The sequence below is a fragment of the Venatorbacter sp. C2-1 genome, assembly GCF_022832715.1.
In the GTDB taxonomy this organism is placed as follows: Bacteria; Pseudomonadota; Gammaproteobacteria; order Pseudomonadales; family Oceanobacteraceae; genus Venatoribacter; species Venatoribacter alkanivorans.
In genome coordinates, this window is the sequence record NZ_CP094879.1 from 2,581,381 (window position 1) to 2,597,871 (window position 16,491).

13 protein-coding genes are annotated in these 16,491 nt (G+C 52.8%); 3 read left to right on the top strand and 10 right to left on the bottom strand.

Annotated features, from left to right (window positions below; translation table 11 throughout):
• Positions 1–141 precede the first annotated feature (141 nt).
• From MT343_RS11455 to MT343_RS11500, 10 genes are all read right to left on the bottom strand, one after another.
• A complete protein-coding gene (locus MT343_RS11455; protein ID WP_145470455.1) occupies positions 142–1,395 on the bottom strand; it encodes an oxygenase MpaB family protein in 1,254 nt (417 codons plus the stop codon).
• A 110-nt stretch (positions 1,396–1,505) separates the two neighbouring features.
• On the bottom strand, positions 1,506–2,231 hold the full coding sequence (locus MT343_RS11460) for a hypothetical protein (RefSeq protein ID WP_145470454.1): 726 nt from the start codon (positions 2,229–2,231) through the stop codon (positions 1,506–1,508).
• Between the two features lie 147 nt (positions 2,232–2,378).
• A complete protein-coding gene (locus MT343_RS11465; RefSeq protein ID WP_145470452.1) occupies positions 2,379–3,518 on the bottom strand; it encodes an acyl-CoA desaturase in 1,140 nt (379 codons plus the stop codon).
• A gap of 332 nt (positions 3,519–3,850) precedes the next feature.
• Positions 3,851–5,074 carry an NADH:ubiquinone reductase (Na(+)-transporting) subunit F gene (gene nqrF / locus MT343_RS11470; RefSeq protein WP_145470451.1) on the bottom strand — a complete coding sequence of 408 codons (1,224 nt, stop codon included), beginning with the start codon at positions 5,072–5,074 and terminating at the stop codon, positions 3,851–3,853.
• Between the two features lie 12 nt (positions 5,075–5,086).
• On the bottom strand, positions 5,087–5,701 hold the full coding sequence (gene nqrE / locus MT343_RS11475) for an NADH:ubiquinone reductase (Na(+)-transporting) subunit E (protein ID WP_145470449.1): 615 nt from the start codon (positions 5,699–5,701) through the stop codon (positions 5,087–5,089).
• Positions 5,701–6,363 carry an NADH:ubiquinone reductase (Na(+)-transporting) subunit D gene (locus MT343_RS11480; protein ID WP_145470448.1) on the bottom strand — a complete coding sequence of 221 codons (663 nt, stop codon included), beginning with the start codon at positions 6,361–6,363 and terminating at the stop codon, positions 5,701–5,703. The genes nqrE and MT343_RS11480 overlap by 1 nt, the downstream gene beginning before the upstream one ends.
• Before the next feature lies 1 nt (position 6,364).
• The gene (locus MT343_RS11485) at positions 6,365–7,162 is read right to left on the bottom strand and encodes a Na(+)-translocating NADH-quinone reductase subunit C (protein WP_145470446.1); all 798 of its coding nucleotides are present in this window, start codon (positions 7,160–7,162) and stop codon (positions 6,365–6,367) included.
• Positions 7,149–8,363 (bottom strand): NADH:ubiquinone reductase (Na(+)-transporting) subunit B, encoded by a 1,215-nt coding sequence (locus MT343_RS11490; RefSeq protein ID WP_145470445.1) that lies wholly within the window; start codon positions 8,361–8,363, stop codon positions 7,149–7,151. Before MT343_RS11490 ends, MT343_RS11485 begins: the two co-directional genes overlap by 14 nt.
• Before the next feature lie 2 nt (positions 8,364–8,365).
• Complete coding sequence (locus tag MT343_RS11495; protein ID WP_145470443.1) at positions 8,366–9,700, bottom strand: Na(+)-translocating NADH-quinone reductase subunit A; 1,335 nt, start codon at positions 9,698–9,700, stop codon at positions 8,366–8,368.
• Between the two features lie 334 nt (positions 9,701–10,034).
• On the bottom strand, positions 10,035–11,483 hold the full coding sequence (locus MT343_RS11500) for a glyceraldehyde-3-phosphate dehydrogenase (protein WP_222428604.1): 1,449 nt from the start codon (positions 11,481–11,483) through the stop codon (positions 10,035–10,037).
• 180 nt (positions 11,484–11,663) lie between these two features.
• On the opposite strand from MT343_RS11500, the gene mfd reads away from it, so the two are divergent.
• From mfd to MT343_RS11515, 3 genes are read left to right on the top strand one after another with little or no spacing between them, the layout of a single operon-like run.
• A complete protein-coding gene (gene mfd / locus MT343_RS11505; RefSeq protein ID WP_145470442.1) occupies positions 11,664–15,128 on the top strand; it encodes a transcription-repair coupling factor in 3,465 nt (1,154 codons plus the stop codon).
• A complete protein-coding gene (locus MT343_RS11510) occupies positions 15,125–15,937 on the top strand; it encodes a CsiV family protein (protein WP_145470440.1) in 813 nt (270 codons plus the stop codon). Before mfd ends, MT343_RS11510 begins: the two co-directional genes overlap by 4 nt.
• Positions 15,938–15,944: 7 nt before the next feature.
• Positions 15,945–16,478: a dihydrofolate reductase family protein gene (locus MT343_RS11515; RefSeq protein WP_145470439.1), complete on the top strand. Its 534-nt coding sequence runs from the start codon at positions 15,945–15,947 to the stop codon at positions 16,476–16,478.
• Positions 16,479–16,491: the final 13 nt, after the last annotated feature.

The window sequence follows — 16,491 nt, forward strand, 5'->3', positions numbered from 1 at the left end:
TTAACCGGCGGCAATACTACCCTGTTTTGCCGCTTCTTCACACCAACACCACCAATACGGAGTGTCCCATCAGCCCCCTGAACGGGCGACTGAATACACACCAGCTGAAAACATCAGGCACATATGGATAACGGTATAAAATCAGCGGGTGAGTGTTTTCTTATCCGCAAAACTGACAGCCCGCCCCTGCAACCTGCTGTTCACAATATAAGCCTGCCCCTTACGGCCATACTGCTGCAGCCAGCGGTCAAAGCGTGGTGAAACCCGCGCCATGATGTCGGCCAGACGCAAGAACGGAAACTGCAGTAATGGCAACAGACCCAGCAAAGGTGTACGCGGTAAATCCAGTGCGCGACGAATGTCTGCGGGAATAAAAAATGTCGCGTAACTGCGGTGAAACCAGTAAACAAAGTACTGATAAAAACGGCTGCCCGGCACCTGGCGGAAACTTTCCAGATAAGACGCCGCCAGCTGGCGACTGTCAGCATCCGGGTTTACCCGGCTGCCGGTGGCAATGATGTACAGCCAGTCGATGCCCTGCTGACGGTTTTGCGGCAACAGTTCAATATCATCGCCCATCAGATACGCCACATAACGCCACAGATGCAGTACGGCTTCCAGATCGCGGTTACTGAAACGCCAGCCAAGCATGCTCAGGCCGGTCATCATCATCATGGAAAACGCCACGTTGGTGGCCAGTGCATCGCCCTGATTAATCGGTAGGCCCCACTCTTCGCTGTTCCAATCCGGGTGTTGCAGTAAACGCCGGCGTACCAGTGCATGCATGACGCGCACATGCACGGCAGCGCTGTAACCAGGCGCACCCCGCTCCAGCCCTCCCGGTGTGGTGACATCAAACCAGAACGAGGTGGTTTCCGACACTCGGTCAAACGAGCTGTTGCCGCTCAGGGCGCCGGTAAAAGCCAGTGGCTTGGAGATATCGCTGTTGGCATAACCGCCCAGTAAGGAGAAATCCCCCAGCGCGTACATAGCAAATCGGCCGCAGCGGTGAATGACGGCACAGGCATGGCTCAGCTTGTCAGCGTCCAGCCAGTCGGGTGTTTGCTCGGCCTGCTGCAGCAGCGCTTTCAGCGCGGGGGTACGGTCATCGAGAATATGACTGCCATCGTGAATGGCTTTCTTCAGCAACTGCTGCGGATGAATGCCTGCAGCACGCAACTCGGGATTGGCAAAAAGCTCAGCGGCGACCGCATCACCCAACTCATCACTGCGGTAATAGCTGGCAGCAACGGCGTCGGTCAGCTCTGCCGGAGGATTTGGTTTCTTCCCCATCAGCAGCTTCAGCCCCCAGGCAATTTTGCGGGATCGTCCCCGGCCCTGCTCTGCCAGATAAACAAAGCGCGGGGGATGTTGCGGGTGCGGTTGCTCGGACATAACAGTCTCTCTGCTGCGGTGATTGAATGATCACCGCAGTATTTCAGAAAGCCGGAAAACTGAACAATGACAGATCGGCCGATCTGTCAGGGAAGCAGCTGCGCCCGGTGTCAGGGAGCAGTTGCCGATGCGCAGTTAGTGCCCGCTGCGGTTTCACAGTATTTCAGCAGGACGCTTTCACCATTACTATCCCAGGTCATGATGGTGTACGGATGGTCGCCATCTACTGGAAGACTGACAGCTACCGTGCGGCCACTGCGGTCCGCGCTGATTTGCGTTTCGATCAGGCTATCCTGCACACCTGCGGTATAGCCCTTCAGCGTCCATTCGTATTTCGAAGATTCGAGTGCGCGCACAAGGTGGCCATCTTCATACTGGTATTCGTTGTAACCACAATTTGCAGATTGCTCCATGCGGATACTTAGCTCGTTTTCAGCATCGTAGCCATCTTGTGTGAAAAGCCAGATTTCACCTTCAGCATTATGGCTGTAGTCCAGATATTTAGTTGGCTGATCTTGCTCGTTAGTCCAGCGCGGGCCAGGGTGCATTATTCCTTCATTGCTGCCCGACACCATCAGCAAAATACCCAACTGAGCCATGCCCACAAGATTCTCAGGGTCAAGTCCACCACCAACAGGAAAACCGGAATAACCACCCTGGTAGGCAGAAAAGCTGCCGGCATATTCAGGCACCGGAATGCTTAAGTTCTGACTTTTATCGGCACTGCAATCAATTGCCTGAGTTCCGTTACCCAGGTCACCACCCTGATCACCGCCATCAGAAGAGTCACCAGCACCACCGCCACACGCCGTTAACGCAAAAACAAACAGATACAAACCAAAGTGTTTCATTTTCTATTGACCATTCAAATTACTGACAAATATATTTTCAGTGATTAAGGGGCAATAAAAAACCCTGCAAGTTTAAACCTGCAGGGTTCGTCACAATACAGCCTTTAATCCGCTACGGATTGCGTCAAAAAATTAACCGGTGGTAAATTGTGCCGTCAATAACTTCAGACGCTTCTGCTGCATTTTCAGCGAGTATTCCAGCTCTTTGTAACGCGTATGCAGAGCTGCCTTTTCCCATTTCTCCTGCAAATGGCGACGGGTTTCCTGATACTTTTCTGACTGCAGTTCAGTCCATTCGGCCAGCATTACTTTAAATTCTTCGTATTCTTTTTCCAGCAGGTGCGACCACTTGTCGGAATTTTTCGATTTCGCCAGACGCTCCTGAGCACGCTTAAACTGCATTTTCAGTTTGGCACGCTGAATTTTAAAATCCGGAACTACACGCAGATTTTTCGCCAGCCCAAGCATAGAGCAGCTTTTGATCAGCCATTTTGTCGGATCCCACTGCCACCATTTGATACCATTACGGTAATCGGTCTGAAAGATATGGTGATAGTTATGGTAACCCTCACCAAAGGTCAGAAAGGCAAAGAAATGATTATCGCGGGCAGTGTTTTCATCGGTATATGGCTGTGAGCCCCACTTATGCGCGATGGAATTAATAAAGAAGGTAAAGTGGTGTGTGGTCACAATGCGCAGTACACCGGCCAGCAGGATCATGCCCCAGAGATCATCAAAAATCAGACCCAGAGCAACCGGAATACCAATATTCATGCCCAGAGCGATCGGGATGTAGTACTTGTATTGCCACATCACAATCGGATCTTTCATCAGGTTTTTAACGTTGTCGAAATTCACTACACCGCTTTTATACTGACGAACCATCCAGCCCATATGAGAAAACCACAGACCACGTCTGGCGGAATACGGATCCAGCTCGACATCATCAACGTGACGATGGTGAACCCGGTGGCCGGAACTCCAGTGCAGAATCGTATTCTGCAGCGCCATGGCTCCGAACAGCGCGTACCAGAGACGCAGGCTCCAATGGGCTTCATAAGCATTGTGTGACCACAAACGGTGATAACCCGCAGTAATGGCAAGCTCAGTTGCCGAAGTCAGCAGGATATAAAACACCAGCGCTGCCAGCGTGTAGCCATAGGTGATCCCGTACCAGGGCACCAGTGTCAGTGCGGCCAGTCCCGTTACGGAGAACATAATGGCAGGAACCCAGTTTATGGGGGCAACTTCTTTATTATTGGTATCGCTCATAAGGCTCTTTCTTTATGGATATACAGACAACACGGAATACAGACCGGCTGTTAAATCTGTGTGACATGATACCTGATTGTAGCTATTCCGGCACCGCAGCGAACGTAAAGGCTTGCGCTAAATCATCCCGTCTGTCTGTTTTCTGTACAGAATTCCCGGCAAACGGAGCATAAGCACAGAGGGACTGGCGTCCCATAAAAATCAAGCCTCAGATTATTTACCATCAGGAACAAGTGAAAGTAAAAATACTTATAAGAACCACTGTCTATACGCCCTGCTTCCCTGAGGCATAAAAAAACCGCGCTGTGCGCGGTTTTTCAGGGTTCCGGTGATCAGCCACCGAAATCATCGAGCATGATATTTTCCGGTTCAACACCCAGACTCAGCAGCATGTTGATCACGGACTGGTTCATGATTGGAGGCCCACACATGTAGAACTCACAGTCTTCCGGTGCCGGATGGTCACGCAGATACTGTTCGTACAGCACGTTATGGATAAAGCCGGTCAGGCCTGTCCAGTTATCTTCAGGCTGCGGGTCAGACATAGCCACATGCCATTCGAAGTTATCGTTCTCGGCCGCCAGCTGATCGTATTCATCCTGATAGAACAGTTCACGCAATGAACGCGCACCGTACCAGAAGCTGATCTTACGCTTGGAACCCAGACGCTTCAGCTGATCGAAGATGTGTGAACGCATCGGCGCCATACCAGCACCACCACCGATAAACACCATTTCGGCATCGGTGTCTTTGGCAAAGAACTCACCAAACGGACCGTATACGGTTACTTTGTCACCTGGTTTCAGGTTGAAGACATAAGAAGACATGATGCCCGGATTAATACCCTTGCTGCCCGGAGGTGGGGTCGCAATACGGATATTAAATTTCACCAGACCACGCTCTTCCGGGTAGTTAGCCATGGAGTAAGCACGGATGGTGTCTTCTTTATTGACCGCTTTCAGATCAAAGAAGCCAAAGCGTTCCCAGTCACCACGGTATTCTTCCTGTATGTCGAAATCAGAGAAATTGATTTCATACGGAGGACATTCCAGCTGAACGTAACCACCGGCACGGAAGTCTACGCTTTCGCCTTCCGGCAGCTTCAGGGTCAGTTCTTTAATAAAGGTTGCCACGTTAGGGTTGGAAACCACGGTGGTTTCCCATTTCTTAACGCCGAACACTTCTTCCGGAACTTCAATCACCATGTCCTGCTTAACCGGTGCCTGACAAGACAGACGCCAGCCTTCGCGGGCCTCACCTTTGGTGAAGTGGGACTCTTCCGTTGGCAGCATTTCACCACCACCGCTTTTAATCACACACTTACACTGGGCACAGGTACCACCGCCACCACAGGCAGAGGACAGGAAAATATTGTTGGCAGCCAGGGTTTGCAGCAGCTTACCACCGGCTTCCGTTTCAATGGTTTTCTCGCCATTGATTAGAATTTTTACGTTACCAGAGCTGACCAGCTTGGCACGGGCGCCGAGAATGATGAATACCAGTGACAATACAATCACGGTAAACATCACAACGCCGAGGATGATTTCAATATCCAAAATACCGACTCCTTACAGTGACACGCCAGAGAATGACATGAAACCCAGCGACATCAGACCAACGGTCATAAAGGTGATGCCCAGTCCCTGCAGACCTGCAGGAACGTCACTGTATTTCAGTTTTTCACGAATACCGGCCAGTGCAGTAATCGCCAGGGCCCAGCCCAGACCTGCACCAACACCGTATACCGCACTCTCACCAAAGGTGTAGTCACGCTCAACCATGAACAGCACCGCACCCATAATGGCGCAGTTAACGGTGATCAGTGGCAGGAACACACCCAGCGCGTTGTACAGCGACGGAACGTACTTATCGAGTACCATTTCCAGAATCTGTACCATCGCCGCAATCACACCGATATAGGTCAGCAGGCCTAAGAAGCTCAGATCCACAGTAGCGAAATCCGGGCTGATCCAGGTCAGTGCACCTTCTTTCAGCAGCAGACCGTAAATCAGGTTATTAACCGGTACAGTGATCGCCAGTACCACAATAACCGCAACACCCAGACCAATAGCCGTCTGAATTTTTTTCGAAATCGCCAGGAAGGTACACATGCCGAGGAAGAAGGCTAATGCCATGTTCTCAACAAAGACCGCCTTAACGAACAGACTGATATAGTGTTCCATTAATGGCCTCCGGAATGCTCAGTGTTAGGCAGAATTTTGAACTCTGCAGTTTCCACCTGATCTTTCTTCCAGGTACGCAGTACCCAGATAAACAGACCGATAATGAAAAACGCTGACGGTGGCAGCAGCAGCAGACCGTTAGACTGATACCAGCCGCCATCCTGAATCAGCGGCAGAATTTCGAAGCCCAGCAGTTTACCGGCGCCAAACAGTTCACGAATGGTACCAACAGTGATCAGTACGACGGAGTAGCCCAGACCGTTACCGATACCATCAAAGAAGCTCAGCACCGGACCATTTTTCATGGCAAAGGCTTCAGCGCGACCCATTACGATACAGTTGGTAATAATCAGACCAACGAATACCGACAGCTGCTTACTGATGTCATAGGCATACGCCTTCAGAATCTGGTCCACCACAATAACCAGCGAGGCAATAATGATCATCTGCACGATGATACGGATATTGTTCGGAATATGGTTACGGATCAGGGCGATACCAAAGTTCGAAAATGCAGTTACCGAGGTCAGTGCAATACACATCACCAGCGTAACCTGCAGACTGGTAGTTACTGCCAGCGCAGAACACACACCCAGAATCTGCACAGCAATCGGGTTTTTATTAAACAACGGGTCCAGCAGGACATTTTTCATATCAGACATATTAAGCCCCCTGTCCTTTCAGTTGAGTCAGCAGTTTGCCGAACGCCATATCGCCAACCCAGAATTTCACCAGATTATCGACACCGCGACTGGTCAGAGTCGCACCGGACAGACCATCGACCTGGTTCAGGTTGCCTTCGGCCGCACTACCTTTCACAACAGTGATAGCAAGCTCGCCTTTGGCGTTATGCAGTTTTTTACCAATCCACATACCTTTCCACTTCGGATTGTCGACTTCACCACCCAGGCCCGGAGTTTCTGCGTGAGCGTAGAAACCGAGACCAGCGATGGTTTCCATATCGCCCTCAAGAGCGATAAAGCCATACAGGGTCGACCACAGACCGTAGCCATGGACCGGCAGAACCAGAGTGTCGATCGTGCCGTTTTTCTCAACCATGTAAACCGCAGCGTATTTCTCCAGACGCTTGATACTTGGCTTGTCTTCAGCCCCAGACAGCTTGCGTGACAGCGCAGGCAGTTTGGAAGACTTACGCTGATCGAAGTTATCCGGATTCAGGTTAGCGGCACGGATTTCATCCAGCTCAGACTCGGTCGCAAAACGACCGGCTTCCAGATTCACAATACGGGTTGTGACCTGTTTGAACTGCTCAGCAACGGGCACGTCAGCCTGATACAGGCCAGCCGCCTGCAGTACTGCGGCTTTCTTGTCATTGGCTTTGTTTTCGTTCTGCTTCTGACGCAGTCCGACCGCAGCCCCGGCTACGATAACGGAACACACCAGACACAGCAGAATGGCGACCACCAGGGTCTTCTGAATGCTGTCATTATTGGCTGACACGGGCAGTCCTCCGCTTAATATTTGCCTGAACCACGAAGTGGTCAATCAAAGGTGCAAACAGGTTGGCAAACAGAATCGCCAGCATCATGCCTTCAGGGAATGCCGGGTTAACCACACGGATCATCACCACCATAAAGCCGATCAGAGCACCAAAGAACCACTTACCTTTATTGGTCATGGAAGCCGATACCGGGTCGGTCGCCATAAAGATCATACCGAAGGCAAAACCACCCAGAACCAGATGCCAGTACCATGGCAGCGCAAACATCGGGTTAGTATCAGAACCAACAGCGTTCAGCAGCAGCGTGGTGGCAACCATACCGATCATGACACCGGCAACGATACGCGCAGAGGCAATACCCATCACCAGCAGAACAGCACCACCAATGAAAATCGCCAGTGTGCTGGTTTCACCCATAGAGCCCTGAATCGTACCGATAAAGGCATCCATCCAGCTGACGCCATTGTCGATGATGCTCTGCACACCACCTTCTGCAGCGTTACTCAGAGCGGTCGCACCGCTGAAACCATCGGCTGCAGTCCATACCGCATTACCGGACATATTGGCCGGGTAAGCAAAGAACAGGAATGCACGGCCGGTCAGCGCCGGGTTAAGGAAGTTTTTACCGGTACCACCGAAAATTTCCTTACCGATCACCACACCAAAACTGATGCCAAGAGCCACCTGCCACAGCGGAATGCTTGGCGGCAGAGTCAGGGCAAAGAGCACAGAAGTAACGAAGAAACCTTCGTTCACTTCATGGCGGCGGATGGTCGCGAACAGTACTTCCCAGAAGCCACCAACAATAAAGGTAACGGCATACACAGGAAGGAAGTAGGCAGCACCAAAGACAAAGTTGTCCCAGATGCTGGCGGCGTTATGAGCGCTGCCGCCCAGCAGAGCGATCAGCATTTCACGCCAGCCTTCAATCGCAGTACCGGCACCGGCAGCCAGTGCTTCGTTAGCCTGCAGACCGATGTTGTACATACCAAAGAACATGGCCGGGAAGGTACACAACCACACAGTGATCATGATGCGCTTCAGGTCGATACCATCACGTACGTGAGCCGTGTTGTTGGTCACGTTTGGTGGTGAGTAAAGACCGGTGTCTACCGCTTCATACAGCGGATACATTTTTTCAAACTTGCCACCCTTTTCAAACTTGGGTGCCAGGCTGTCGAGCATACTACGCAAGCCCATGATTAACCCTCCGCCTGAATTCGGGTGAGATTTTTCCGCAGAATCGGACCGTATTCATATTTGCCCGGGCAAACAAAGCTGCACAGGGCCAGGTCTTCTTCATCCAGTTCCAGAGCGCCCAGATTGATGGCGGTATCCATATCTTCAACGATCAGCGCACGCAGCAGCTGAGTTGGCAGGATATCCAGCGGCATGATTTTCTCATACGCGCCCACCGGTACCATTGCACGTTCAGAACCATTGGTCGTGGTGGTGAAGGCAAAGGTTTTCTTCAGCAACTTGGACAGGTAGATAGGCATTACGGAGAAGCGGTTAGCACCCGGTGTCAGGTAATGCAGCATCGGACGTTCACGCCCTTCACGCAGCACGGAAACCTGATTGTGGTAACGACCCAGGAACTGACTTTCGCCAGTGGCGGTACGGCCACCAAATACAGAACCGGAAATAATGCGGTTCTCGCCATCGGCCAGCTCACCCTCAGTCAGCTGTGCCAGGCTGGCACCGACCTGAGTACGGACCAGACGCGGTTGCTTAACCTGAGGACCCGCCAGAGAGATCACACGGTCAGTGAACAGTTTACCGGTGGTAAACAGCTGCCCCACTGCAATCACATCCTGATAACCAATGCTCCACACCACACGCTCTGCACTCACGGCAAACAGGGTATGAATATGGGTACCAGTCAGACCTGCCGGGTGCGGACCGGCAAATTCTTCAGTGGTTTCAACACCAGCCGTCGGGATATTGGCTCCCGGCGCTTTACAGACAAACAACGGACCTTCAGTCAGTTGTTTCAGCACGGTCAGACCGTTCTTGAACGCTTCAGCCTGCTCATTAATCACAAGCTCCGGGTTCGCCGCCAGTGGATTGGTATCCATGGCATTGACGAAAACCGCCTGCGGACGTGAACCCGGCGCAGGAACGCGGGAAAACGGACGGGTACGCAGTGCTGTCCACAATCCGGAATTCACCAGATTCGCCTGAACATCATCAGCAGACAGCGATGACAACTGCTGCGGCGCATAACTCTGGAAGGTTTCTTCATCCGCGCCATCCACATCGATAACAACGGACTGGAATACCCGACGCTCGCCACGGTTAATGGCTTTTACCACGCCGGCAGCAGGAGCTGTGTACTGAACACCTTCGGTTTTTTTATCGGTGAATAACACCTGGCCTTTCTTGACTCGATCACCTTCCTGTACCGCCATTGTTGGCTTCATACCAACGTAATCTGCTCCGAGTACAGCTACTTGCGTAACGGCACGCCCTGCAGAAATGACTTGTTCAGGAGTTCCGGTGATTGGTAAGTCGAGACCCTTCCTGATATTGATCATACGCCTCGCCTAATCACTGTTGCTTCCAAGGTCGTTGCTCCCGGCGTGCAAAAAAAGACGCACAACACCCCCTCTCTCACCAAGGTTGCGGTACGTTCGATCACTTTTTACACAGGAAACAAGTACTTGGACTCATTTTCCAAGTTAAAAATCGCGCTAAGTATAATGACCGCTAACGGATTAATCCACCGGTCATCCCGGCAATTGACTACCCCTTTTGGCTTATCCGTACGGCCACAGCAAAACTGGTTAAAGCTTAGCCAATAAAAAAGCCGCTGCGATTGCAGCGGCTTCTTTTATTGAGCATTTAATGCACAATCCGGCTAAAACTAGCTTACACCACTTTAGGGAAAGTCGGATACTCAACGCCACACACCTGCTGAGCAATACGCACAACCTGACGGCTGTAGCCGTACTCGTTGTCGTACCACACATACAGGTTAACGTGGTTACCGTTAACGATGGTGGCTTTGGCATCCACGATACCGGCATGGCTGTTACCCACGAAGTCGGTAGATACCACTTCAGGAGAGTTCACCCAGTCGATCTGCTTCTGCACTGCAGAATGCAGAGACTGTTCACGCAGGTAGTTGTTCAGCTCTTCAACCGTGGTTTCTTTTTTCAGGTTCAGAGACAGAATCGCCATAGAAACGTTTGGCGTCGGAACACGGATAGCATTACCGGTCAGTTTGCCTTTCAGAGCAGGCAGCGCCTTGGCAACGGCTTTCGCAGCGCCGGTTTCGGTAATAACCATGTTCAGCGGTGCAGAACGGCCACGACGGTCACCGCTATGGTAGTTGTCGATCAGGTTCTGATCATTGGTGTAGGAGTGAACGGTTTCAACGTGACCGCTGTTGATGCCATAAGCATCGTCCATCACTTTCAGTACCGGAGTAATGGCATTGGTGGTACAGGAAGCAGCAGACAGAATTTTGTCAGACTCTTCGATATCACCGTGGTTAATACCATATACGATGTTTTTCAGATCGCCTTTACCTGGTGCAGTCAGCAGTACACGGGCAGTACCTTTAGCCTGCAGGTGCTGAGCCAGGCCAGCTTCGTCACGCCATACACCAGTGTTATCGATAACCAGCGCGTTTTTGATGCCGTACTGGGTGTAATCGATTTCTGCCGGGTTGCCAGCGTAAATGATCTTGATGAAGTTACCGTTGGCGATCAGCGCTTCGTTTTCTGCATCCACGGTCAGGGTGCCACGGAAAGTACCGTGTACAGAATCACGACGCAGCAGGGAAGCACGCTTCACCAGGTCATCGCCTTTACCGCGACGAACAACGATAGCGCGCAGACGCAGACCACGGCCACCACCGGATTTTTCAATCAGGATACGGGCCAGCAGACGACCGATACGGCCAAAACCGTACAGAACCACATCACGGTTCTCGCCATCCGGCAGATCTTTGCCGATCACGTCAGCCAGTTCATCCTGCAGGAAGGCACTCAGATCACGGCCATTGCCTTCAGCGCGGAATTTAACCGCCAGCTTACCGATATCCACATGGGCACGGCCCACATCCAGCTCGCTCAGAGCGGCCAGAACCGGGAAAGTGTCGTGTACAGACAGTTCCTGCTTTTCCATATGACGCACAAAACGGTGCGCTTTCAGCAGATCGATAACAGAACGGTTGATAACAGGACGACCATAGATGGAAGTCACAACGTTCTTCTTGCGGTACATAGTACCAACCAGAGGAATCATAGATTCGGCGATGGCTTCACGGTCCATCCAGTCCTGCAAACAGGCTTCGCGCATGTCTTGGCTCACGGGTTCACCTTCCGTAAAAATCAGTGGGCAAATTCGGGGCGCATATTATGCCTGTATGTCAGACAATGCACAAACCTGAGCGCATTTCCCGGCGGCGGCCATTATGCAGAGGTTCCTTAACAGCCCCCTGCCCTTTGGTTACACTAGCGCGCTTATTTTTTGACTGCCTGAGGAGCCTGAATGGTCAGCCCATTCCATCCGGAACTACCTTCCAAAGCCGCCGAGCGGCGCTTCTGGGGGAATCTGCATGGCGCCAGCCAGGCTCTGGCCATCGCCAGTGCGGCCAGCCAGCAACAGGGGCTGACGCTGGTTATCAGTGCCGATCCGGCCAGTGCATTACGACTGGAAGAAGAAATCCGCTTTTTTGCCAGCGACCTGACCGTACTGCACTTCCCCGACTGGGAAATTCTGCCGTACGATGTGTTCTCGCCACATCAGGACATCGTCTCCCAGCGGATTGCCACCTTAAGCCGCCTGCACGACCTGAAACAGGGTGTGCTGATTCTGCCGGTCACTACCCTGCTGCACCGTCTGCCACCGGCCAGCTTTTATCAGGGCCAGAGCTTTGCCCTCGATATCGGCCAGCGCTTTGACGTTGACAATACCCGCCTGCAGCTTGAGTCGGCGGGTTACCATTGTGTCGATACTGTCTATGAGCATGGTGAATTTGCCGTACGCGGTTCGATCATTGATATTTTTCCGATGGGTCAGGACACCCCCTTCCGTATCGAGTTATTCGATGACGAAATCGAAACCCTGCGTACCTTCGACCCGGAAAACCAGCGCACCCTGGATAAAGTCGAGTCCATCCGCATTCTGCCGGCGCGTGAATTTCCGCTGAATACCGGTGCCATCCGCACCTTTAAAACGCGCTGGTTTGATTTCTTCGAGCACGATCCGAAAGCCTGCCCGGTGTACACCGACGTTTCTCAGGGCATTGCGCCGGCCGGTATCGAATATTATCTGCCACTGTTTTTCAGTGAAGACCTGGCCAGCTTTCTCGACTATTTGCCACGCAAAACCCTGGTGATTCACGACGCCCGGCTGGAGCAGGCCGCCAACCAGTTCCGCAAAGATGCCGAGCAGCGCTACGAAAGCCGCCGCTACGACCGCCTGCGTCCGGTACTGGCTCCGGCACAGTTGTTTTTATCCGCCGAGCAGTTATTTTCCGGCCTGAACGAATTTCCGCGTATTCAGTGGCAGGCCGATGCACCTCCGGAGCGCGCCGGCAGCCAGCGCTTCGATACTCAGGTGCTGAGTGATATCAGCGTTGATTCGCGCCTTGAGCAACCGCTGCAGCGCCTGCAGACCTGGCTGACAGATAACAAAGATCAGCGCGTGCTGTTCTGCGCCGAATCCGCCGGTCGCCGTGAAGCGTTAAAAGAATTACTCGGTCGCATTCAGCTGCGGCCGAAAGATCAGGACGGCTGGGCTGATTTCATCACCGGCAGCGAGCCACTGGGGTTAATTGTTGGCCCGCTTGATGATGGCGTCACCGTCAGCGACGGCCAGCAAACGCTGAGCATCATTACCGAAAATCAGTTATTCGGTCAGCGCATCCGCCAGACCCGTCGCCGCAGCAAACAGAAAACCGATTCTGAACTGGTCATCCGTGATCTGTCAGAGCTGCAACCCGGCGCGCCGGTGGTGCACCTTGATCATGGCGTTGGTCGTTATCAGGGCCTGCAGACGCTGGAAGCCGGTGGTCAGGTGAATGAATTTCTGGTGCTGGAATACGCCGGTAACGCCAAACTGTACGTGCCGGTTTCTGCCCTGCATTTAATTGCCCGCTACGGTGGCGCCGAACAGGGTGCGGCACCACTGAATAAACTCGGCACCGATAAATGGGCGCAGGCGAAACGTAAAGCCGCCGAAAAAATCCGCGATACTGCCGCCGAACTGCTGGATATTTATGCCCGCCGTGAAGCGCGTAAAGGCTTCGCTTTCAGCGGCCCGGATGAAGAGTACGAGCGTTTTGCCGCCGGTTTCCCGTTTGAGGAAACCCCGGATCAGCAGGCCGCCATCGATGCCGTCATTAACGATATGTGCTCACCACGCCCCATGGACCGTCTGGTCTGTGGTGACGTTGGTTTCGGTAAAACCGAAGTCGCCATGCGCGCAGCCTTTATGGCAGTGCAGAGCGGCAAACAGGTGGCCGTGTTAGTGCCCACCACCCTGCTGGCGCAGCAGCATTATCAGAATTTTGCCGACCGCTTTGCCGAGTGGCCGGTGAAGGTCGATGTGCTGTCGCGCTTTAATTCTGCCAAAGAAACCCAGGCCGCCCTCGACCGTATGCTCGAAGGCAAAACCGATATTGTTGTCGGCACCCATAAACTGCTGCAGAAAGATGTGAAATTCGATCACCTCGGTCTGCTGATTATCGACGAAGAACACCGCTTTGGTGTGCAGCAGAAAGAGCGCATTAAGGCTCTGCGTGCCGAAGTGGATATTCTGACCCTCACCGCCACGCCGATTCCGCGTACGTTAAATATGGCCATGGCCAGCATCCGCGATTTGTCCATTATCGCCACACCGCCGGCCAAGCGCTTAAGCGTCAAAACCTTTGTGCGCCAGCATGACGAACCGACCATTAAAGAAGCGGTTCTGCGTGAAATACTGCGCGGCGGTCAGGTTTATTACCTGCACAATGAAGTTAAAAGCATTGAAAAAACCGCCCGCGAATTAAGCGAAGCCATTCCCGAAGCGCGCGTTGTGGTCGCACACGGTCAGATGTCAGAGCGTGAGCTGGAACGGGTGATGGGCGATTTTTATCACAAACGGTTTAACGTGCTGGTGTGTACCACCATTATCGAAACCGGTATCGACGTGCCGTCGGCCAACACCATTATTATTGAGCGTGCCGATAAATTCGGTCTTGCCCAGCTGCACCAGCTGCGTGGCCGCGTCGGTCGCTCACACCATCAGGCCTACGCTTACCTGCTGACTCCGCCGCCGAAAACCCTGACCAAAGACGCCGAAAAACGCCTCGAAGCCATTTCGGCCGCGCAGGATCTGGGTGCCGGCTTTATGCTCGCCACCCACGATCTGGAAATCCGCGGCGCCGGCGAGTTGCTCGGTGAAGAACAGAGCGGCCAGATCGAAACCATCGGCTTTACCCTGTATATGGAAATGCTGGAACAGGCCGTTAAAGCCATGAAATCCGGTAAAACCCCATCCGCTGATCTGTCACTAAATCAGGGTGCCGAAGTGAATCTGCATATTCCGGCGCTGATTCCGCAGGATTATCTGCCCGACGTTAACAGCCGCCTGACACTGTACAAGCGCATTGCCAGCGCGCGCGACGACAACGAGCTGAAAGAACTGCAGGTAGAAATGATCGACCGTTTCGGCCTGTTGCCGGATGCCGTCAAAAACCTGTTCCGTCAGACCTCATTAAAACTGAAACTGACACCCCTCGGTATTGCCAAGCTGGATGCCGGCGAGCAAAGTGGCCGCATTGAATTTGCCGCCGAAACCAATATCAACCCTTTCGTACTGGTAAAACTGGTGCAAAGCAAATCCGGCACCTTCAAACTCGAAGGTGGTCATACCTTGCGTTTCAACCTCAATATGACCAGTATCGATCAGCGCTTTAACCAGATCGATCAGGTATTAACCGAATTACAAAAGGACCCTAATCTGTGAGCCAGCTGTTTTGCCGTGCCTTTCTGCTTCTGTGCTCTGTTGCCCTGCCATTATCGGCCAGTGCCGCGCCCTGGTATCGGGTGGAAATGATCCTGGTCGCGTACGAAGACGAAAGCCTGATTGATCAGGAACTCTGGCCTGAAGTGCTGGAAACCAGCGCCAGCGAGGACAATGAATCCGGCAGTTTGCAGACCGAAGCGGATACCACACCCGACTACACCTGGTGGCTGAGTCCGGCCCGCTATCAGCAACTGCATAATGCGTTATTTGCAGGCTTTGGTTTTGCCCGCATCCCGAAAGCGGAATGGCCTGCCCCTTTGCAGCCATTGGCAGAACTGAAAATGGCCAATGAAGCCGAACGCATTAATAAGCGCAGTGATATGAAAGTGATCTGGCATCAGGCCTGGGTGGAACCCATTCAGGAAGAAGGCCAGGCAATCCGCCACAACCTGAATGTGCGCCTGCAGGACAAACTGGATATTCAGCTGACCGGCAACTTTGAACTGCACCGCAGCCGTTATCTGCATATCAATACCGACTTACAGGTACAGCAATACGAAATCCACGAACCGGCCGAACTGAGTGCGCTGACCTTACCCGCCAGCGACAACCGCGCCGATTACCGCAACGACCTGCTGGCCCAGACGGATATGGAAGCGTCCATGGCGGTTGATTTACCAGCCCCAATCCGCGCCGCGCGGGTACAACAGAGCCGCCGTATGCGCAGTAACGAGCTGCACTACATTGATCACCCGATGCTCGGCATTGTGCTGAAAATTATTCCCGTTGAACGTGCCGAAGACCTTTAAGCCGACCATGAAAATCCGCTCCTTTATCGCCTGCAGCCTGGATGGTTTTATTGCCCGGCCGGATGGTGCACTCGACTGGCTGGAAAATCCGGCCTTTACCATCGCAGAAGAAGATTTCGGCTATGCGCAATTTATGGCCGGCACCAGCTGCCTGGTGATGGGTCGCAATACGTTCGAAAAAGTCCTCACCTTTGGTGAATGGCCCTATGAGGGCACACGCGTGATTGTGCTCAGCCAATCGCTTAAAGCCCTGCCGGAAACACACCGGGATAAAGCAGAATTAAGTGCTGAATCGCCACTGACCTTAACCGAACGCCTGCAGCGCGAAGGCGAAGACTCACTTTATATTGATGGCGGCCGCCTGATTCAGTCGTTTCTGCGCACCGGATTGCTCAACGAGCTGATCGTGACCCGCATTCCGCTGCTGCTGGGCCGTGGAATTCCGTTATTCGGCGAACTGAACTGCGATACCCTACTGACCCTGCTTGCCAATAAAAGCTACGCCAATGGTTTTGTGCAGAGTCATTACCGTATCGGTTGAGGCCCACTGATAT